Raw genomic sequence first — 20,755 nt, forward strand, 5'->3', positions numbered from 1 at the left:
AAATCAAGATGGGGGTTGGAGATCGATGAGTACCCGAGTCGCCGACAGTGCAAAGCCAATCACCTGGACAAAGATCGCTCCGAGCGGAAGGGTCTGTGTGAGTTGACCAGCCGCGCCCACGTACACCGGTCCCGGCGTCCATGTCCAGCCAGCGTGCTCGAGTGGATAGCCCGCTTTCACCTCTGCCAGGTCGCCGGGCACGTAAGCGTTCTGCACCAGGCCAACCACAGCCCCAAGGTGCGCATAAACCGTGCTGTCGGCCGGTACCAAGAGACCTCCCGCATTACAGGCCACCGCGCTATGACCGCCGATTGGCGCAGGACCGACCTCTATCAAAGTGGCGCCGCCGGCTGGGCCAGGAGGCCCTTGACGCCCCTCAGGTCCCGGAATTCCCCGCGTGACAACTACCGTCTTCGGCTTCACGTCAGAAACGACAACCGTGCTCGGCGGCGGGGAAATCACGATGGGCGTCATCACTTGCGGCTTCACGATCACCGGCTCAGGTTGAGCCGAGACAGACTCAGATTCCCGCTTGGTGATCACGACAAAACCAGGGTCTTGCCGCTTGATCACCACGGTCGCAGCCCCTTGCCGCGTCACGACCACTGACGTCTCCCGCGTGATCACCACGGTGTCTTCGTCTTGAGACACGAGATTGGTCACTGCGGCCTCTTCGGGACGACGGTTGCGCAAACGTTGTACTGCCGCTCGACCTCGCCGCTCTGACGGGTGATTTCCACGATCCCCGCGGCCTGCCGCCAAGCCAGCACTTCAGTTTCGGCGGCAGTCCAAGTGAAAGTAATCTCTTTCCCGCTCAGAGAGATGTGGCCATCCTGTGAGGTGCGCTCAATCTCGACCGTGGAATTTCCCACCTGCGCCCACAGAAGCATCCGGGCTTCACAGTCCGTATAGTCTTCAGGGGTGATGTCTTCGGGAGGAACCGGCGTGCCGCAGTCGTCTTTCACCAACTGGCCGCATGCCCAGTGTGCGCCATAGGGCACCGTCTCACGTTCATGCGTTTCGCTGAACGTCGCGCCCTGATAGATGGTGAATTCGAGACTTGCCGGAGAGGTCATGCTCCGGATGATTCCGGAGCCCTCTTCCTGCGTCTAACCCTATACGGGGGTTATGCGCTGATGCCCAGGTTGGTGTTGTCCGACACCTGGGCGCTGGCCCCCACCATCGCCCAGGCGCTGGCCACACGTTGCGCGCCAGTCGCCAAGCCGATCTTCGCCGCTTCCATCCGTGCGTCGTTGGCATGGGTGACCGCAGCCGCGTTGGTTCTTGCCACATCGAACGTCAGTGATTGGGCGGCCTGGTACTGCCGAATGTCGGCTTCCCACCGACGCATATACGAGCCTGCCTGAGCCTCGGAAGCGTTGGCGCCGATGCGGTAGCCGTCCACAATGATGCTGGATTGACGGGCCGCAGACTCCACGCGCCGGGCGTTGGCGTCGACCTTGGCCCGCCAGCCGTCCCACTCCAAGCGCTTGGCATCGAGCCTGATCTGCACCTTCGAGAGACCCAGGCGAGCAACCTCCACCTGAGCGCCCACCTTCGCGCCATAGGCCTGAGTCGCCGACCGGTAAGCATCGCTCTTGGCTGACTCGGCACCCACCTGCGCCTTGTACATCTCAGCCTTGGCGGTTTCGGCGTTCACTGTGGCGACGAAGGCTTTGACCTGCTCCCCTCCGGCCTGGATCCGCGTGCGCTCCAGCTCCACCAGAGTTTGAGCGGCGCCAACCCGCGCTTTATAGATCTCGACGGCCGCCATGCAGCCTTCAATCTCAGCTTTATACCGGTCGACCAAGCTCTTGTTGATGTCGGCTTTCGTCTGCTCGGCTTGCAGCAGAGCCTTAAAGACCTCGATCTTGGATAGCTCGGCCTTGATAACCGTGTCATAGGCCGCTGCATAGGCTTGGTACCCGGCCAGCAGCGCCTTGAAGTGCTCCAGCGCGGCATTGTGCGCCGCAATAGCGTTCTCGGCTGTCGATTTGGCTGCCTCAAACGCCAGCATCTCCAGCTTGTAGCAGTCCTCCATCAGCGTGGTTTCGAGCTGCAAGGCCTGGCCAATGGCCTCGCGAACGTTCTGCTGCTCGAGCTCGGCCTGCTTGATGGCGATATCGCGGCTCAGGCCGGAGATCTTATCCAGGTATTCGCGGCGCGCGTCGGCGAGCTGGCCAGCGAGAACCCCGGAGGGCAATGGAAAGCCCAGTGACTCCGACTGACGAAGAGCATCTTGCTCGCGCGCCAAGGCCAATTGCGTTTCCCGATCACGGGCCCGGTCCCAGATCTGCTGTTCCACTGCCGGCGCCAAACCGGTACCGCCCTGGATCCGCGCATTCAGAACGGCCTTGAGGTTGTCCAGCAACTGGGATGCGTACTTAGCGCCCGGCTGATAGTTGAACGGCGCCGGCTGCAGGATGGAGAGTTCGGGAATCTCATCGAGCTTGTCCAGCCAATCCTCGTGCAGATTCACGCCGCCGAAGGTATGCGTCTGCAGCGCCAGAAACTGGGGGGCGTCTGGCAGCACCACGACAGGCGCGTCCGGCAAGGCGACATCCCGCACGGCAGGCAAAACCGGCGCTTGCCCGATGGTCAAAGTGGGCGCGATCCCAAAGTTCAAGGCCGGCGCGACGGGGGCATCGCCGTCCACCTGAACATCCGGCACGGTGTCGGAAAAGGCGGAGGGTGCCGCATCGAACGCAGCCAGCGCCATATCCGGCAGCGGCGGGAGATCGGGAATCGGCGGCAAAGTGGGCGCCGCCAGCGTTTCCCATTTCACATCAATGGTGGGTGGCGAGTAGAGACTGTCGGTCAGTTTCTGCTGCAAGTCTTCAATCTGCGCATTCGCCGCATTGGCGAGCGCGACCGACTGCGCATACTTCTCGGTAACGATGGTGGCAGCAATGCTGCCGCTTGGATCGGCCATGTTCAGACTCTCCTGGATTTCGATTGGGCTTCAAGTACTTCCACGCGATCGAGCGTGAAGGCCTGGCCGGCTGGGGTTCGAACTCCGAAACCCAGATAGTTTTCTCGGATTCCCCTGCCCGGTTGCGCGCGCGTCTGACCACTGCTCACCAGGGGGAACTCGTACCCCCAACGCTCATGGTTCGGGCCATAGACCAGGAATTGGGCACAGCCACAGCCACGCATGGACAAATAGGCCATGGCAAGGCGTTTCTTCAAGGTGTTCTCTCGCAGAGTGGCAGGAAGCCTGATCTCTGCAACTATGGGTAGGCCAGCGTCCGTTTCGCCGCCAAGTGCAAACAAGCCTGACGCCGACCCGGCATGGGTTGCCGTGATGCTTTGGAATGCCGGCCAGTCATATTCAGTAACCGCGCCATTGAGTGTGTTGCAGACGATCATGGTTAGAACACCGACATTGTTGTGAAGTCCAGACCTGCCGCCATCTCTTCTGACATCTCCTCAATAGAGCCGGCGGTTATGAGATATACCTTCCGACCGAAGTCCAGTTCTGGCATGCCCTCAGCCGGAAGGATGGCGAGAATCGCCCCGCGCCGGTCCGGTGACTCCTGAAAGTACATGCGAGTGAATCGATTCAGTGCGACGGGACGAAATCTGCCGCGCCCTTCGTAGTTGCCCCTGAAAGGCCCTGGCTGAGCGCCAGTTTTCTTATCGATCGTCCAGAGCAAATTGGGTGCGTCGAAAGTGGTTCCATAGACGGCCCCTATCTCTGGCACACCGGTATCAGAAACGGTGGTGTAGTTCGTCCCGCCGCCGTAGATCCCTCCCCCCAAGGCTGCATCGCGCATATACATAGATACCGTCCCACCGTCGTAACCCGGATATAGGCCGGCAGCAGGGTGTAAAGACGCGACGAAGACATCGTCATAGACGGGCATGTTTGTCATCAACCGAATGGTGTCTGACGCGTGCTCTATGACAAGACCAATCTTCGGCCACTCTCCTGCCGACAGTGAAGGGCGGGGGCTGAACGTCATATCCGACGTGCCCACTCCAGGAACTACGTCATAGGAGTAGCCAGCAGTGAACTCGGTCTCCAAGTAGCAAAGCAGATTCAAATCCGGATTGAATACAGCGATCTCTCGGAGGGTGCGCTGGACGGAATGCGATATGGCATGCGGACCAGACGATGCGGTCGATGCGGTCTCAACAAAGAGCGCATCCTCCAAGACAAGATTCTCGCGCCCCTCAATCTCAGCGGTCCTGTGCTTACTAACGGTGAGCGTCGTATTGGCCGACCAGGAAGAGGATATTGTTCCAGACGGGCCGCCGCCATCCTTATAAAGATCTTCGGGAACAAATGGAGTTACGGATCCTGTGGGTACGATTTCGTACGTGTTTTCGACGTACGTATTGCTCCCAATCATGTCGTAATCAATCTCCTCAACCGAAAGCTCGATGACTCCCTGAAGCTCGTCGTCTTTAAATGCTCCCTGAAGAATGCTGCGAGAGGTAATTTTTGAGTGGCCATTGAATGTGCAAGGCCCCGAAATTGTGCGAGCCCAGGAGACTCTGGACATATTTGGGGACTCGACAGAAACACTCCGACTGAGGGTTGGTACAGGCGATGAAGCGGTGCACATCATGCCCACGCCCGTGCCGCCTCCCCCGCCTATGCCGGTGGTGGAGGTCGATTGAATCGGTTTCGTCCTCACGAGGAATGGGTCATACACCCACAGCAATCTGGTGTAGGGTTTCGGTTCGGCAATATAGGCACCCTCTTCCCAACTGCTTTCAAGGACCTCATCGTTCTCTGTGTCGACTGATGCCGAGAACGTGCCTGACACAAAATCCGTCACTTGGGGCATTTGGTAGTCTCCGGTCCCAAGACCTGTGGGCACGCGCCGCCACCAGCTGATGGCTTGCCTCGGCTCAAGATCGATGCCCCAGTAATACCTGTTCAGTGAAACATAAGGCAGTTCGACCAAACGGGTCTGCCCTGACGCAAGCGTCGAATCCAGCACCGATGGGTGATGCTTCGTACCGTTTAAATAGAGATTCAACCTCGTCCGATCTTTGTTGTAGCTGGAGGTCGGCGTGGTATCGCCCAAGGTGGTTAATTCCACCGGGATCGGAAACTCCCAAAGGTCCGAGAGATCAGTTTCGGGTGCCAGTTGCGCAGGGAGCATCTTCCCCACAAAGGCATCGCCATCTTTCTCAAAGTACCCGGCACCGCTGAGCGCAGCTACTGGACGTCTGAACGACCTGAATAGGCGAAGATTGAGGGTGTCACCGTCCCATCTCGTTGAATGGAAATAGCCCAAGAAGATCGTTTCGTCTTCGCGGAAAAGAGGAGCGCCGGTCACCGATACGGCATCACCCCCTTCATTTGCAAAGGGAATCTTGAGGAGCCCCGCCCTGCTGACGCCGGTAGTAAAGTCAACCACTCGGAAGTAGTCCGCAGACGGTGAGGCAACCGTTCCAGCTCTCGTCGCGCCATAGTTCTGCGGCGCCAAGTTGGGAATCTCGATCACGTTACCCTGATCTTTGGTACGGATCGTTTGGCGTGTCCATTCAGCGAGAACCGGCCCAGGAGGGCTGACCACAGTCCAGAGGTAGGTTCTTGTGGGTAAAGGGGGTCCGCCATCTAACGGGGGATCTGCCACCATCCCGCCAAAAAGAATACCAACCGGAACATAGAACGTAGCAACCTCGTCCCTAACATCCGCGGGCCACACCTGCATGTACCTGTTGCGCCCAACCGTGAAAGCCTTATAGCGCGAGCCATCAGGCAAACGGCCTGCCTCTACCGGGTTCGGGACGCTCGACAAGCTGGCCCGTTGGTTGTAGTTGGTGAAGGCTCGTTGAGCCATCTGGATTTGATCGCGCGACATCCCCCGCCCGACGATGCGTAGCTCAGGCAGCGGCGCAATGGGCTTCGGATTGCCGAAGATATCGAACGCCAGGTGGTCGTGCAGAAACGTCATTGCGGCACCGCCATGTACTGGGGGATGTCGTCAATCACCCGGAAGGCAGCGGCGACTTCCTGGACCGTTGTTCGGTACCGGTTGCCCGTCAGGCTTACAGTCTGCCCACCTGAAAAGCCCGCCACGATCTCGCCGCCGGCAATGCACAGCATGGCCTCGCCGCTACCGGATCCGTCACCCACCTTGATCTTGTCGCCAGGAGCGCTAACCCCTGATCCCAGCACCACCGGCCCGCGCTTCGTGGCCACGTGCGCCAGGCCCACCCAATCCGTTCCGGAGAGGAATATCAGATCCTTCTCGGTGCCCACATACACACCGTCCAGGACCGGCTGCACGGCCGTGATGCGCGAGCCGAGCGCCTTGAAATCGCGCCAGTCAGACAAGTGTGGCGCATTGGGGCGGCTCGCCCACAGAACGTCACCTTGAACCACCAGGACACGGCCGCGCCAAAAAGCGGTCAGCGTGCCGACAGGGAAAGGCTGAGCGCCGAGCGTACGACATGGCAGCACCAGCGCCGAGTTATTGCCAGAATACTCAAAGCTGCGGCCCGTGGCCACGCCGGCCAGATAGGCGCCCTCCCCGTCATGCCCGCTCAGGTAGACGTTGACAGCATGGCCTTCGAGTTCGGGCAAACCGCCTAAGCGAAGCCCGCCCTGGTCGACGGTGAAGGGCTCGGAACTTGCGGAGGCAGGACCCTCGATCCGATCGGCCAGGCGCACGAAGGTCAGGTAGTACCGATACTGGCCAGGATGCAGCGCGCCAAAAGCGGCATCAGGCACACCCAACGAATCGGGTGCAGGCACGCTGCGTTCAACCCCGGTCAGGCCATCGGTCACACCCTGAATCAGCCCGTTGGTATACGTGGTGCGGCCGTCTGGAAGGTTGCAGTACCAGACTCGATCATGACCAAGCGCGGGATGGATCACGTGCCGATCCCCATTCGGATGGATGGCCGTCAGCACGCTGCCGCAGGTGGCCAGCATGAAGCCATCGGCTTGCCACACATTCTTGTGGCACTGGTCTGACGACTCCGTGAATCCACCGCGCCGCTTGATTTCCTTTGTCAGGCCGATATCGACATTCTTCGCTGCAATCAGATCTTCGCCACTCAGGCGGTGCTCGGGCAGCACATTGTTGATGCCTGTGAATTCTGCAAACGTCAGCATCCTGTGCCTCGATCAACTCGGGGTGTCCCGATTTCCAGCGGGAATGCCGGCCGCGCCATCACCGCATACCGGCATGGACCCGGGGTGCCCAGCTCCAGCGGCGCATGTCCTGGCACGGCGAATGTGGCCCCGCCTACTTCGACCGTGGCCTTGCCAGCACGCAGCAAATCGAAGCCTGCGGCGCCGAATCGTGCAGTTGCCCGGGGTGTCCCGAACTCCAACGGCCATGCGCCCGCGGCTACCGCGCGCTGCTCCAGGGTCGGCGTACCCAACTCAAGTGGATGATGGGATGCCGCCGCGAACCTCTGACGCGTCCGGGGTGCCCCAAACTCCAGCGGCATGCTGCCGCCGACCTGAAAGGAAATGGGCCCCACTTCCAGTCTAGGTGTCCCGAACTCCAGAGGAAGGGCGGGGTTCACCGGGTACGATGCTGCCACGCTGACCGGATAGATGAACACCTGATGCGTGGGCGCCCGTACTAGGTCGATCCCTTCGTACACAGGATAGGCCGGCGAGCGCACCACGGCCACGGGCTGCCCAGCGCTCACCAGATCAATGCCTTCGAGGACTGGATAGATCGGAGCGGCGCCTACATCAGCCGTGGCCTGCCCCGCGACCACCAAATCAAAACCGAGCGCCCGCAACTCATCAGCCCCGGAGTCCCCGGCGTTGACAGCATGAGAGTTGACGAGTTCTGGGATCATGGGGTGATCAGTGCGTTCTGAACGTAGAAGCCCTTCCAGTAGAAGCGCCCCATGTATTGCTTGTCGGAGGGGGTCTCCACGGTGAACACCAGATCCTCCACTGGAGCGCCGCCGGCCGTGACCGCAATTCGGTGGATGTGCCCTGCGGCGGTGATCTGATCCAACGCCACGCTGTCCGCGAAACGCGTCTGGTCGGCCTGGGTGCCGATGGATACCACCGGTGTCGTCGCCTCGCTCTCCAGGCTAAAACAGATCGCACCCACTTCTGTGACCACGAAGCCGGCTGGGTCGAGGCCGCTGAAGTCGCTAGATCCGGCCAGAGTGACGGCAACCACGGCAGGAATTGGGGTAGGCACCCATATGCGGGTGAGGTTCCCGGAGATGTACTCGGAGGTCGAATTTGGCATGCTTGCACTGAAGTCCGGCTGCACCGTGCCCACAGTGGTGTCGTACACGTCGCCCACCGAATACTGATACCCGTTTGGCGTGGTCGGTTGAACAACACTGCCTGGCACATAAGTGGTGGAAGAAGCCCACGCGGGTATGGTTCCCAAGCCGACCACCACACTCCCGTTGACGATTTCTCTGCTCGGGCTGGGATTCTGATCCTGCGGGCTCTGGCCTGCCCAGTCGCGCACCTCCAGGACTGGGAATCCCGTGGTCCGCGTGACCATTGAGAGTGCGGGATAGCCGGTTTTGGCTCCAACGAGCCACCGATAGTTGGCAAGCTCCCCAGGCTCGAAGGAACCTTCGCCGTCAATCCCCATTGACAGGAACGAGTTCAAGGCGCCGGCCGTAATCCTTGCCTCAAGGATGGCGCCCGTCAACCACTCCCGCGCCGTCGTCCCCTCCAACCCGCGAGCCATGTAGATCGCCGTTCCACTGGCGGCAGTGATCCTGATGATCTCCATCTCGCCAGGCTCTGCCGGGCTCGTGATGGTGACCAGCAAACCAAAGGCTCCACTCTCCGGCACGGAGAGCGACTCCCAGCCGTCGAGACTCGACTTAAGCACGTTGGTGGCGCTTGCCCCAAGGGTGCCAGTCAAGGTGGCGCGAGCGTTGTTGACGAAATTGAGCGCCATAACCCCTCCCAGATTAAGCCGACGCCAAGCTAAAAATGCGCGCCGCGCCGTTCGACCAGATCAGGGAGAAAGCCCCGCCAGTCGTTCCAGCCGGAAAGCCGACCACATCAGTGATGTGCATCAGTAGCGGCGAATCGGTGGCATCGGCACCCTCCACGTACATGATCGCGCTGCCCACGGTACTGCCAGACGCAGGTGAGCCGAAGGCGGCGTCCGCGGCATCGAAGACGCCATTTGCAACGGACACACTTGTCAGCGCTTGGGCGGTGCCAACCAGCGTGCCCACATCGTCCAGGAACTCGTGCGCCGCGCTGTAGACATACGAGCTGGGCAGAAGCGCCACCCTAAGAGGGGCGGTCAGAAAATTGACCCCGCCAGAGAGTACCTTCTCTGCCCCCAAGGGGTAGAACGGCAGGCCCATCCGAGCAATTCGCTTGGCTCCGTCATCCCACGGGATCGAAACACCTGCCCCGCTGGTCGCCAGCGGGAATCCGGTAATCGTGTCGATATAGAGCAGCAACGGCGAAGTCGAGGCGTTGCCGGTGTCCTTGTAGAGCACCAGAGCCTTGAGCGTGCTGCCGGAGGCAATGGCGTCGAAATCAGGATCATCAGCGTCCAGCACGCCGCCGGTGACCGATACGCCCGCCAACTCCTGATCGGTGCCCACGGTGGTACCCAAGTCCGACAAGAATTCGTGCGCGGTGCTGAACGTGTACGCGGTAGGTACGAGCGTTACTTTGAGGGTGTCGGATGTGCAGTCGATGGCGCCCTGGAGCAACTTCTCCATGCCTTTGGGATACGACTTGTTGGCCATGCGAGGCTCCGGCTGTTGAAAGGTGATAGCCGGGAGTTTTCCCAGCATCCCCGCCCGCGTCGAACCCTATGCTGTGTCAGCGGTTGGCTTCTTGAGCCATCTCCCTCATCTGGTGGCGGATCGCCTTGGGAGCGGTTGCTGCGATGCGTTCCGTGCGGTCCTTACCCATTTCCCGAACCTTCTTCCAAACATCGTTCATCTTCACCACAATGGGTTGGTCCGGGTTGTTCCGATTCCAGGCGGCCAGGCGCTCGCGCACTCGCTCCAAAGCAACTTCGTCCTTTCGGAAGAGCGCATCAGCCCATTGAGCCTTGATCTCACTGCTGGTCTGGGTGTAGAAGCTGCGGCTGCGCATCATGAAGCTGTTGGCCTCTTGCACCTCGGCAACGCTCTTGGGCTGAAAGCCGATAGCCTTGGCTGCCGCTTCGGCTAAAGTGGTGTCCAGCACCTTATAGCCCTTGGTGTCTTTGTACATGCCGCTGACTGCCATGTCGATGCCCTTGGCGGCGTTTCGCACTGCCGCTGGGGATACCTCCAGCACCGCACCGCCCACATCGCCGGTCAACAGCTTGCGGCCACCCGTGAATCCACGTGTGATCAGATCACCCGCCGGCCCCACAATCTCGGTCAAATCCCGCTCTCGGTTCTGCTTTGTCAGCAATAGACCGGTTCCCGGTATCAGGTTACCCATCCCCAGCCGACCGGAAACGTCCACAGGCGCTCCGGGGAGGCCGGAGATGCCCTGCTCCATAAAGTCGCCCATCTCCTTGCCCACCACGCTGACGAGCAATTGCTTGCGCCACTGTTTGCTGCTAACGTTGTAGCCCATGAGTTGCCCGGCCCCGTCGATCAGGTCTTCGGCATCCTCCATAAACGGCAGGCCGCCCGCACCACCCATCAGCAGCAGCATGGCCACGGCCCAGCCCACGGCGCGCTTGCCTTCGGGGCCGCCCTGCGTCCACATGCGGTGCATCAGCTCCAGGTAAGACACGCTGTAGGTCTTGAAGGTGAACAGCGTTCCGCCAATGGCGCCGCGCGCCCACTTCGGCTTATTGGCCTTGGAGTAGACGAACTGGGTTTCCAGAACAGCCTGGCGCGCGAACTCGGCCGGGCTCGCCATGCCGCGCTCCTTGGCGATGCGGTAGGCCGCGATGAAGGTGGAGCGGCGGTTGAACTGCTCTGCCAGGGCGAACGGTTGGCCCCAGAGCACCTTTCCCTGCTCCCAGCGGTTGGCCAGCCCGGCGCGCGCATCACCCATCTTCGTGCCATCGCCACTGCGCAGCGTGCCGGCGCCGCGCGCTTGGGCCATCAGTTGATGGATCTCCTGAGGGCTGACGGTGCCGTCGTCCTCGGCGTCGTGCAAAGCCTTGGCCAGGTCCGCTTCGTACTGAAATCCCTTGGTGCCCATATCCCTGAGCGCTTTGGCCAGGGCAGCCCCGGCATGCCGCATGCCGCCATACTGGGAAAGCCACGGCATGGTGATCTGGAATGGCTGAGTCATGTTGACGAAGGCCGAAGCCACGGAGCCGCCCAGGTACTGCGCGAACAGCATGCCGCGCACGGCCTGACCTTCCTCCTGCGGGTCTCGAATGTAACTCCGAAGGCCCATGGCCAGATCACGCAGCTCGCCCTGCTCCTTGGGGATTGCCTCGATGGCCTCCTCCATCTGCCCAGCATTGAGCCCCATGGCGCCTGCCCGGGCATTGGAATAGATGAAGTTTGCCAGCACGCGACCCACATCCTCACTGTAGCCGGCGATCCCCTTACGGTGGATCAGCCGTTTGAGCGCGCTATGGTTGTTCTTGGTCAACTTCAGGTACTCCTGAAATGCCTTGTCTTGGGCTTCGTTGCCCTTGGCGTCCAGGCCGAGCATTTCCCCGAACTGCTCCAGAGTCTCGGGCGAGACGCCAGCGAACAGTTTGTAGGCCTCTGCACTCATCGTGCCCTGAGTGATTTCAGCATCGGGGAAGCCTTGCGCCAACTTCACCTTGGCAAGGTTGGATTCGCGCTGGCTCTCGTACATGCCGAAATACAGCCGCTCCCCGTCTTTCCCCACCACATCAACCGTGTATCGGCCGAAGCGCGAAAGTGGTGCATATCCCGCCTTCTGCAAGCCTTGGGCGGCGTCCATGCGCTGGCGCACCTGGTGCATGAGACCGGCTAGCCTGTCCCGCGCGTCTGGGCTGGCCTGCGCATCCTGCTCGAGCGTATCCAAAACCAATTGAGTCGCGGTTTCCAGGTTGGGAGCCTCCAGCACGGCCTCGCGCATAGGTGCATAGTCCTCGCCTAGCAGTCTCAGCATGTCAGACCGGGCCGTCATGTCGATGGACCGGTCGATTGCGGCGCGAGCCTCGCGATACAGGCTGATCTGCTCCGCTGTGGCATTGAATCGCGATTTCAACTCCTCATCGGTCCAAACGATACCGGGCTTGAGCATCTGGCTTTCGAATCGGGAGGCGAGCAGCTTCTCGTAATGCTCTACCGGTAGGCCGCGCCACATCTTGAGCACGCCCTCATCGATTTTTCCGGCACTCATCAACATTTCGGCCTTCTTGTCGGCCGCCAGATTGGCATACTTTTCAGCCAAATCATCCGCTAGCATTGGCTTGCCGTCCACATCACGCCCCCACATCAGTGTGCCTTCGAAGAGGGGTTTGGCCACCGCTTTGTTGTCTGTAGCCGAAACTGGCTTCTTCTTTAGATCGGCCAGGGTTTCGACACGTGGCAGCAGCCGCGGCGCCATGTTGGCAGCGTCGTTGGCCATCATGGAAACGTCATCGATATTGCGCTGCGCGGATTCGTAGACCGGTTTGAAGGCTGGGGCCCGTTCCGCCAGGTTGCGCATCGTGCCCACCGTCTTGTCCCAAATCGACACCTTCCCCTCGTGGGTGAAGGCGGCATTGATCTGCTCGAGGGCGCTGGCCTTCAGATTGGTCACGTCCGCTACGCCGAAATAGGCATCGGACTCCCCATTGATAGCTCGATTCAAGTCCGCTACACTCACGGTTGACGGCTCGGATCCAGTAGGACGTAGCGGGCCGGTGGCGACACCGGCAACGGCTCCAGACATTTCCGGGCCGTTTTCTATTTCCAGCGCCGTGAGGTCATAGAACTTGTGGCGCTTGTCCGCGAAATCATGCAGCGACTCGCGCAGAGTAATCTTCGCCGCCAGCACCTTCCCATTGACTTCGAGCGGAGCCACCAGCGTGTGAAAGGCCACCGTGTCGTGGGCCCGTCGCGCATCAGGTGCGTGCTCGGCAACTTTTACCGCTCTCTGGATCAGATGGGGTAACGTCTTGACCATCTCAGCCCGCCAGCCTGCTCGCAAATTGCCCGACGTGGCGAAAGCTGTGCGCTTACCCTCCGACGAGAACTGGACATCCACCCCCATGTCATCGTTGTGGAAGCTTTTGCCCTGAAGGTTCTCAACATACCAGCCGCCGGCCAGCGCGCGCAATTGAGCTTGACTACCTGTCCAGCCCTGCAGCTTCAGGGGTACCGGTTCGATACGCTGGTCCAACCACCGGGCTTCGCGCGCGCTGCGCTCCCTTATCACCTTGTCTTCTCGCATTACGGCCGCGCCAAGCGACAGCGCCTGAGAGAGCGCATCCGATGCATCTTTTGAGAGCCCCAGGATGCTGCGCAGAACGCGAACGAAACCTTCCCACGCCGATTTGATGCTACCGCCGACCGGCCCCTGCATTTGACGCAAGGCATTTTGGAACTCCGGGTTCGTGAATGCTTCGGCAACGAATTCGCCCACGTTCTTCATGCCGTACTGCCCCCGCGCCCCCCTTGCTTCTTCACGTGCTGATAGAGCCGACGCAACTGCAAGGAAGCCAGTCCGTTGCGATCGAGTGCGCGCAGGGTGGCCGCATGCATCATTTCGTGCATGAATATCTGTTCCGCTCGGCTCTCGGCGCCAGGCGTCATAGTGATTGCATCGGCCTCGCGGCTGTATTTCGCGAGGAAGGTGAAACCGTCGCCGCCACCGAGCGCGCCCTGTTCGAGGACGACAGATGGGGTCACACCCGATTCGATGAGCATCCGCGCTATCTTCCTGCGGAAGAGGTTGCGTGACGTTCCGGATACCACGCTCAGAATGTCATGCGCCTTGGCTCCCTCGCGAACCATTCCCATGACTGCCCGGTCGGTGGGGCTGGCCGTTCGAGTGCGATCGGGTCGGACACCTGCAGGGGCGTCACCTTCCGAGATCGGGGTCGCAGCAGGCTTGTCGATCACCACCATCCGGGCATTCACCCCAGTGTTTACAGGCAGGGCCGGATCCATAAATGAACCATCCGGCAGCTTCTCGTTGGTGGCTCCGCGCTCATCCAACCACGCACGGAAGTCCTCCGCGGACTTGTTGCTATGGAAGAATGCCCCCTCGCCCATGATTGCCACCAGACGTCCACCCGGGCGCAGCAGATCATAGGCGTGCCGCACATGCTGGATGTCTCGCCCCTTGGAGAACGGCGGATTCATGATGATCCGGTCGTAGCCACGGTCACTGTTGCGCTGCTCCACGCCAACCAAGTCGTCGCGGTTCACCCAAGAGGCGCGGCGTGCGTCAGGCTTGCCGTTTTCGTCCAGAGGCTGGAACCCCACGCGGTCGCTAGCCATACCACCCGAGCCCCGCATGACGCCCAGCCTGCCGTCGGTGTCGCGGAACACGTCCCCGTAGGTGAAGCCGGTGCGCGGCTTCATTTCTGTGAAGTCGGTGCCCACCAGGTTGTAACCTTTGGCTTCCAGGAGTTCGCGGCGTTCTCCCGACAACTCCACCACGTCCGGCGCCACGCCGACCTGCTCGCGGATGGCGTCAGCGATATGACCCATGCCGGCGGATGGCTCCAACACCGCCATGCCCTCGCCGATCTCGGCCGCGGCGAGCATGCTATCCACCACTTCGGCACTGGTCGGGAAGAAATCCAGGCCATCGGAGCGGCGGCCGATCATGGCCCGCTCCATCTCCTTGATCTTGTCAGGGGTGGCGATGGCTTCCTGGATGTCCGCGAACTCGCGCAGCGCAGCGCGGTACTCGGCAGCGGTCTGGATTCCCATGCCGGATAGGCGCTTGCGCTTCTCGAAAGTCGACTCCAGCACCCACGGCAGGCGGACGGCACCGTTCGCGCGCCGTCCCACTGCCTGCACCAACTCCTGACCGAAGTCGCCGCTAAGCGTGATGCGCTTGTCGCCGTCGCCCTGCCACAGACCAAGTTTCATGGCCTCGCTCGGCGCCAGCACCACGCGGTTCTGGCCGCGCTTGATCGGCAGCACGATGGCCTTGTCCGCTATGCCGGAGCGGCGAATCGCGCGCTCGGCGTCATCCTTGCTGCTGAATTCCGCCAAATCCCCGGCTCGTCCGAAGCGAGACACCTGCAGTAGATTCGCCTTGGCCCATTCTGTGTAGGCATCGCTCACGTCATCGGCCACACTCATCAGGCGCGCGCCAAGCTTCTTGGTACCGTCCACCTCCATCATCTGGCGGCCCAGAGCAGCCAGGTCGGAGCGCATGGCGGTGTAGCTTGGAAAGTTGGAAAAATCCACCGTCTCGGCGTCCACTGGCTCGCCTCGGTGGCGCTCCTGCTCCCCGTAGGTCGGATACTTGGCACGGATCTGGGCATCTTTGGCGTTGCGCAGTTCGCTGGCCAGGAATTCCACTTGCACCTTCTGGCGCACCGCGTCCAGGAACTTGGCCTTGCCACTCTCGATGGCCTGAGCCAGGTTCTTCATGGTGCCGGCCAGGGCCTTGTCGGCACGCGCGGAAGCGTCGGCGCTTGCGGCCATGCGCGCACGGCGGTCGGTGTTTGCCTTACGCTCGCGCGTCAGCGATTCGTCGGCTCGATCGTTCAGGGCGTCGGCCATGGCTCCAAGGCGTTCAACCGCAGATTGGCTGCGATCATCGTCAAACGCATCGCGCCGAGCCTGGGCCACAGCCTGAGCATCCGCAGAATCACCGGCAACCAGCTTTCCAAAGGCTTCGGCCGCATCGCGGGTGCGGAACTGGAAGCCCGGCACCGCGCCATTGCCCCGGTAGCTGCTGTAGCTGCCGCCCATGCGCTTGGCTGAAGCGTTCAGAGTGTCGTAGTCCTCGCGACTCACTCTCTCGGCCAGTTGCACCACGAAGAGGTCATGCCCCTTCTGCGTGTGCTTCGTCTCGATCACTTGGCCGGTCGTCAGTTGCCCTGCCGTGGCCACTTGGGAGCGCAGTTTGGACTTTGCCGCCTCTCTGGCGTCCTTGGTGCTAGCGGCCTCCAGTTCGTCATAGCGCGCGCGCTGTTCGGGCGTCAGGCGCAGGAATGCCGCTTGCCGATCGTCGCCTTGTGCAATGTGATGGCGCATCACGGCGCGGAAGTCCGCCAGCGTCTCGGGATTGGCCAAGGTCTTGGCTTCCGCCTCCTTGCGGCCGGCCGCCTCAGCACGCGCTGCAGCCACCTCTTGGGAGTGCTTCTGGATGTCCTCGTCGGTGGTGTTGGCCACCAGTTCGCGCAGCGCCGCGTCCTGGGCTTTGCGATGGGCTGCCAGACCTCCGGCGGTCATCACATAGGATGAGGGGCCATAGCTGCGGCCCATTGCATACTCATCCAGCACGCGGTTGGCCAGCGCTGCAACGATGTCGCCCTTCTTGTCAGTCCGGTACCGGTGGTAGAAGAAATAGCCGCCAGCCTTAAGCAGCCTCTCCTTGGTCATCGTGCTCAGTTCGGCGATCAGCGCGTCATGACCTGCGTCCGCCTGGGCAAAGCCTGCCTTGAACTCGTCCGCCGTGGCCTTGCCGTCGCGGACGCGCTTCATCAGATCCGAATGTGCATCCAGGGTCGGCGTTTTCGACTCACTGGATTTTGTGGTCTCCGGTGCCGGGGCGCTCGCTTCTGAGGCAGGAGCCTGCTGCGGCGCCGGTTCGGCCCTCTCCGCAGGTTGGCGCTCCTGCCTACTCTGCTCGAAAGACATTCCCGAAGGGCTGTGCAACACCTGCACCACCTTTTGGTGTCCGTATGCTGAACCGTAGCCGGGCGCCGTCATCAACAACACCTCAACCCTGTCGCCATTGAGATCACGATGGAACTCATCGGCCTCGGCGCTGGTGGCCGGACGGACGCCAACACCTCCCGATTTGCGATCGACTACCTGTAGATCGCCGTTGACATCGATGCGGAACGAATCCCCCGCCACGACACGTAGCGTGGGGTAAAGGAGTCGACTCCCTCCCTCGCGGGAAATCACACCGCCGGCGGCCTGCTTGATCGCAGCCCACACAGCATCCGCCGTTTCTCCCAATCGAGGTTTTGGCGGGCTCCGACTTTCCTCTCTGTCCAGTTCACCCGCACTCTCAGTTGGCTGTGAAGGGGCGCGCTCCACCGGTCCTGCCTTCAATTCTCGCGCGTCAGGCGGTGTGGCATGCACACGCTCGCGTTCGCTGGCCTTGTCCACCCAGGTGTCACCCTGCTTCTCCACCGCCCGGACTGTCACGCTCCAACGTCCGTTTTCGTCAGGAGGCCTGTAGGAGATCACGCGATCATGACCACTGTAGCCCTTCACCACATTCCCAGGGGTGAAATAGTCGGCCCGGGCTTTGGCGTCGGCCTCAGCCTTCTTCGCCAGCACGCCCCGCGGCTTGCGTGCGGGCGGGGCTACCGGCTCCACGGCGCCAACTTCGCCCAATAGGCCCCGGATAGGAAATTGCAGGCGGTCCTGCCCGTCCACCTTGATGTGACCAACTTTCACCCGAATGGCGCCACTTCCTCCCTCGAAGGTATATCCGCCGTGCACACCCGGACGAACGTCGGCCGGTGTAGCGGCTTTCAGCCACTTCATATAGTCGATGGCGGCGGCGCGTGCGGCATCCGGCGTCAGTGCATCGCCGTGCGGCTCGCTACCCGGCCCGGTGGTCGGACGCTCGCGCGCCTTTGATCCACTGGCGGGCAATTTTGTCTTGGCCGGATCTCGTACCCAGGCCTTGAACTCGTCCTGACTCATCTGAGTGATGGCGCCAAGGCCGGTCCAGCCCTTCTCGTAGTTGCCGAGATAGGTCTGGCGAGCATCAGCCTCATTGGCTGCGCCCATCACAACCTTATGCTCGTCGAAGGAGCCATCCTTGTTCATCTGATCCACCACAAACACCGGCAGATCGGGATCGTGCGCGCGATCCGTCATGAAGACATCGACGTGATCCTTGTCAGCGCCAACCGACCCCTTGAAGTAACCGTAGTGGTTCTTCAGTGGCGGCCACTCGGGGCGACGGCGACTGCCGGCCGGGTTCTCGATGCTGATGTCGTGACCATTCAAACGGACATGGCCCTTGGCGTAGTTGCCGGCCTCCTTCTGTGCTTCGGTGGGCTCCGGAAGGTCATTCTTGGGGCTGGTAGCTGCCTCGTGTGCCGCTGCGCTGACCTGCTGCGCCTGATCCCGCTCGCCAAGCGGCTTGAGAATCTGGCGTGGCACTGCCGGTTGCTCTCCGAAGAGGTATTGCTCAGCACTATCCTTGTCGGCCTGCTGGGGCTTGTTCAAGGCAGACTCAAACTGCCGCGCATTGAAGCCATCGTTGCGCAAGCGGGCCTCGTCCAGGGCGTTTTGCATCAACCACTGGTCCACAGCCTTCATGGTGTTGACTGCCTTACGGCTCGTATCGGTGCTGACGTTGGGAAACGGACTGGTGGCGCGGCCGGAACTCGTGAGCACGACCTCTCCGCTACCCAGCATTTCACCCACTTTGCCCTGACGCGGTAGCGCGGCCTGCGCGTCTCGCAACTGCCCCTGCAGCTTCTTGCGTGCGGCTTTGAGCGTCACAGGCACCTTGCGACTCTTCATGGCCGATTCGATGTCGCCACCACCTACCCCCATCGCGTCAGGCGCGGCGCGAAGGATCTTCTCCTCTACTCCTCTCAGTTGCTCCCGCAAAGCTTCAACTTGGCCGTTTTGCGTTTGAACTTTCGGGTCTGCCTGCGGTGCAGCTTTAGCGCCATCGCTTTGAGTCTCAGCGGAGCCATTGTTCAGCCCTGCGGGCGCGGCGTCGGCGTCTCCTTGCGCTCCTGGCGCTTGCGCTCGTTGCGGGCGGCCTTGCTGGGTTTGATTGGCTTTCTGGCCATCGATCGGTGCTCCTTGGGTGGTGGTTTGGCTTTGGATCTCCGCAGGCACTGGGCCAGCGTCTTCACGTACTGCCGCGAAACCCGAATCGGGCTGATCGGACTCCATGGCGTTTTGATCGGCCTGCAGTTCGGCCTGAAGCGCCTTCTGCTCGCGCTCCATGCGTCGGCGCGCGAGTTCAACGGCCAGTTGCCGCCGCACGCCGGATACCTGGGCAGCTTTGAAGGCATCTCGCAACTCGGCATCGGACCATTGGGCAAGGTGGGCTCCCTGAGGAAGCTCACCGGTCTCTGGATCTGCCTGTTGCGATGCCAGCGCGGTCTCGCCCTTCTTGGCATTTCCGGACTTCTTGGCATCCTCCTCCGCCACCTGTGCTGCGGTATCCAGCAAAGAGGCCTGCCGCATCTGCTGGTGTGCGCCGGTATCGACGGCCAGCGCAGCTGCATTCTCCAGGGAGCCTGCGGTAGGACCGCCGTTCAGACCCATTGCCGCGGACGGCCGCTCTGTGACCCCTGTGGACTGAAGGATCTCATCATCCGGGCTTTCAACTGCCCGGGATGCGTCTTGCTCTGCTTGGCGCCGCGCCGCTACGGCCGCCTGCTGCTGGGCAAGAACTGCGGCGCCGTCGGGCGGCGTCGACTGCGGCACATCTGGCTCACCCTGCTCCTGTTGCTGAACTTCACGCAAGCGGGCAAGCGCCTCCGTCTTCAGCCTTTGTGTGCCAGAGTTGGTCTGCTGAGGCTGCGCCGGATCAGCAGGTTGGGCGCCCAGGTTCAAGAGCTGTGCGCGGGCAGCCATCCGCTGCTCTTCTGGCAGTCCGTTGACATAGGCATCCACCTCGGCCTGCGTCCCCACAGTGCCATCGGGGAAGACAACCATCTGGCTCGGCGCGTAACCTAGTTGGAGGGACTGTTCCGTCTTGGGTGCCTCAGTGCCGGTTGTCGCTTGCGCACCAGGCTTCGCAGACGCCTCATGGAATGCGCGAAAGCCGGACGCTGCGCCGCCCATAGCGCCACCCGAGAGGACTCCCATAACCGCTGAGGCGTCGACATCCTCACTCCAGGGCTTGTCCAACGCCAAGTTCTGAAGAATCTGCTCCGCGACTGATTGAGGCAATTCCTCTAGGAAGCCCTCGGAGATAGCTCCCTGCAGCACCTTGGTCGGAATGGACCGCAGAGCCGATTGCTCAGCCGATCTTGCGACGGGGCTGGCAGCCATGCGGGCAGCGTGCTCAGCACTTTGCTCCTTCAGGCCCTTCATGCCCTGGGCCAACATGGTGTCTGCCTCGCCTATCCCAAGGCGATTGGCCACCTTGCCGCCCAATGCGCCAAACGCGGTGGTGGCCACACCCGTCGCAGCGGCCAGTCCGGCCTGCTCCGGACTCAGTAAGCCGTCCTTTGTTTCCTGGCGGATTTGCTCGGCGGCAGATCCTGCACCGGCAACTCCCTCGCCGATGGCGCCAGCCAGCCACGGCGCTACGCGCGGTGCGGCAGCAAGTACGCCGCGCGCCACAGCTCCGCCGGCCAGCATCGAAGGAATCGACTCACCCACTGCGGTGACAATGTTCGAAGGATTTTCGAGCGCGGCGACGGTCTTTCCGACAACGCCATCCGCGGCCTGAAACTTGCGCTGCGCCTCCTTTGTCGCATCGGAGTGCCAGTCATTGACAATTTCCCGCGCCTGTTTGGGCCGGAACCCTACGGCACCGCCCTCGTTCTCCAGGAACTTCCCAACGGCACCGCCTGTGGGAATGTCAGCCAAGCCCACGACGGCCTCAGGAATGCCAATCGCGCCCTTCACTGCCGTGGCGGCCACATCCTTAGCCCAGCCTTTGAGCCCGCGCGGCTGAGTTTCACCCGCAGCCTCTTCGTAAGTGAAAGTCTTTGTCTGCCCGGAGTTTGTCGCCGGAGCAGGCTTGGAGGCGTCTTCGTAGGAGAAAGTGTCACTCATAGCCCCACTATCTCAATGGGGCGCGCATGTCCATAGCCCTATG

The 20,755-nt window shown here is 61.6% G+C and carries 11 protein-coding genes; all 11 read right to left on the reverse strand.

Annotated elements, in window-relative coordinates; all coding sequences use genetic code 11:
• Positions 1–3: 3 nt before the first annotated feature.
• The 11 genes from WJU18_RS17330 to WJU18_RS17380 all read right to left on the reverse strand — a co-directional run bounded on the left by WJU18_RS17330 (position 4) and on the right by WJU18_RS17380 (position 20,712).
• Positions 4–663, reverse strand: a complete 660-nt coding sequence (locus WJU18_RS17330) for a hypothetical protein (RefSeq protein ID WP_423454247.1) — start codon at positions 661–663, stop codon at positions 4–6.
• Positions 660–1,076, reverse strand: coding sequence for a hypothetical protein (locus tag WJU18_RS17335; protein WP_423454249.1), 417 nt, complete (start codon positions 1,074–1,076; stop codon positions 660–662). Before WJU18_RS17335 ends, WJU18_RS17330 begins: the two co-directional genes overlap by 4 nt.
• 50 nt (positions 1,077–1,126) lie before the next feature.
• Positions 1,127–2,932 carry a hypothetical protein gene (locus WJU18_RS17340; RefSeq protein ID WP_423454251.1) on the reverse strand — a complete coding sequence of 602 codons (1,806 nt, stop codon included), beginning with the start codon at positions 2,930–2,932 and terminating at the stop codon, positions 1,127–1,129.
• Positions 2,933–2,934: 2 nt separating this feature from the next.
• On the reverse strand, positions 2,935–3,189 hold the full coding sequence (locus tag WJU18_RS17345; protein ID WP_423454253.1) for a hypothetical protein: 255 nt from the start codon (positions 3,187–3,189) through the stop codon (positions 2,935–2,937).
• A gap of 182 nt (positions 3,190–3,371) precedes the next feature.
• Positions 3,372–5,915, reverse strand: coding sequence for a hypothetical protein (locus WJU18_RS17350; RefSeq protein WP_423454255.1), 2,544 nt, complete (start codon positions 5,913–5,915; stop codon positions 3,372–3,374).
• Positions 5,912–7,081 carry a hypothetical protein gene (locus tag WJU18_RS17355; RefSeq protein WP_423454257.1) on the reverse strand — a complete coding sequence of 390 codons (1,170 nt, stop codon included), beginning with the start codon at positions 7,079–7,081 and terminating at the stop codon, positions 5,912–5,914. The genes WJU18_RS17350 and WJU18_RS17355 overlap by 4 nt, the downstream gene beginning before the upstream one ends.
• A complete protein-coding gene (locus WJU18_RS17360) occupies positions 7,075–7,785 on the reverse strand; it encodes a hypothetical protein (RefSeq protein ID WP_423454259.1) in 711 nt (236 codons plus the stop codon). The genes WJU18_RS17355 and WJU18_RS17360 overlap by 7 nt, the downstream gene beginning before the upstream one ends.
• Complete coding sequence (locus tag WJU18_RS17365) at positions 7,782–8,867, reverse strand: hypothetical protein (protein ID WP_423454261.1); 1,086 nt, start codon at positions 8,865–8,867, stop codon at positions 7,782–7,784. Before WJU18_RS17365 ends, WJU18_RS17360 begins: the two co-directional genes overlap by 4 nt.
• 13 nt (positions 8,868–8,880) lie before the next feature.
• Positions 8,881–9,681 (reverse strand): hypothetical protein, encoded by an 801-nt coding sequence (locus tag WJU18_RS17370; RefSeq protein WP_423454263.1) that lies wholly within the window; start codon positions 9,679–9,681, stop codon positions 8,881–8,883.
• A gap of 76 nt (positions 9,682–9,757) precedes the next feature.
• Positions 9,758–13,453, reverse strand: coding sequence for a PLxRFG domain-containing protein (locus tag WJU18_RS17375; protein WP_423454265.1), 3,696 nt, complete (start codon positions 13,451–13,453; stop codon positions 9,758–9,760).
• Positions 13,450–20,712, reverse strand: coding sequence for a hypothetical protein (locus WJU18_RS17380; protein ID WP_423454267.1), 7,263 nt, complete (start codon positions 20,710–20,712; stop codon positions 13,450–13,452). Before WJU18_RS17380 ends, WJU18_RS17375 begins: the two co-directional genes overlap by 4 nt.
• Between the last annotated feature and the right edge of the window lie 43 nt (positions 20,713–20,755).

The organism is Ottowia sp. VDI28, assembly GCF_049532675.1.
In the GTDB taxonomy this organism is placed as follows: Bacteria; Pseudomonadota; Gammaproteobacteria; order Burkholderiales; family Burkholderiaceae_C; genus Ottowia.

Coding starts and splice junctions, on each gene's coding strand:
- WJU18_RS17335 (WP_423454249.1), bottom strand. CDS start 1,076: ATGACCTCTCCGGCAAGTCTCGAATTCACCATCTATCAGGGCGCGACG.
- WJU18_RS17340 (WP_423454251.1), bottom strand. CDS start 2,932: ATGGCCGATCCAAGCGGCAGCATTGCTGCCACCATCGTTACCGAGAAG.
- WJU18_RS17365 (WP_423454261.1), bottom strand. CDS start 8,867: ATGGCGCTCAATTTCGTCAACAACGCTCGCGCCACCTTGACTGGCACC.
- WJU18_RS17350 (WP_423454255.1), bottom strand. CDS start 5,915: ATGACGTTTCTGCACGACCACCTGGCGTTCGATATCTTCGGCAATCCG.
- WJU18_RS17380 (WP_423454267.1), bottom strand. CDS start 20,712: ATGAGTGACACTTTCTCCTACGAAGACGCCTCCAAGCCTGCTCCGGCG.
- WJU18_RS17360 (WP_423454259.1), bottom strand. CDS start 7,785: ATGATCCCAGAACTCGTCAACTCTCATGCTGTCAACGCCGGGGACTCC.
- WJU18_RS17375 (WP_423454265.1), bottom strand. CDS start 13,453: ATGAAGAACGTGGGCGAATTCGTTGCCGAAGCATTCACGAACCCGGAG.
- WJU18_RS17355 (WP_423454257.1), bottom strand. CDS start 7,081: ATGCTGACGTTTGCAGAATTCACAGGCATCAACAATGTGCTGCCCGAG.
- WJU18_RS17370 (WP_423454263.1), bottom strand. CDS start 9,681: ATGGCCAACAAGTCGTATCCCAAAGGCATGGAGAAGTTGCTCCAGGGC.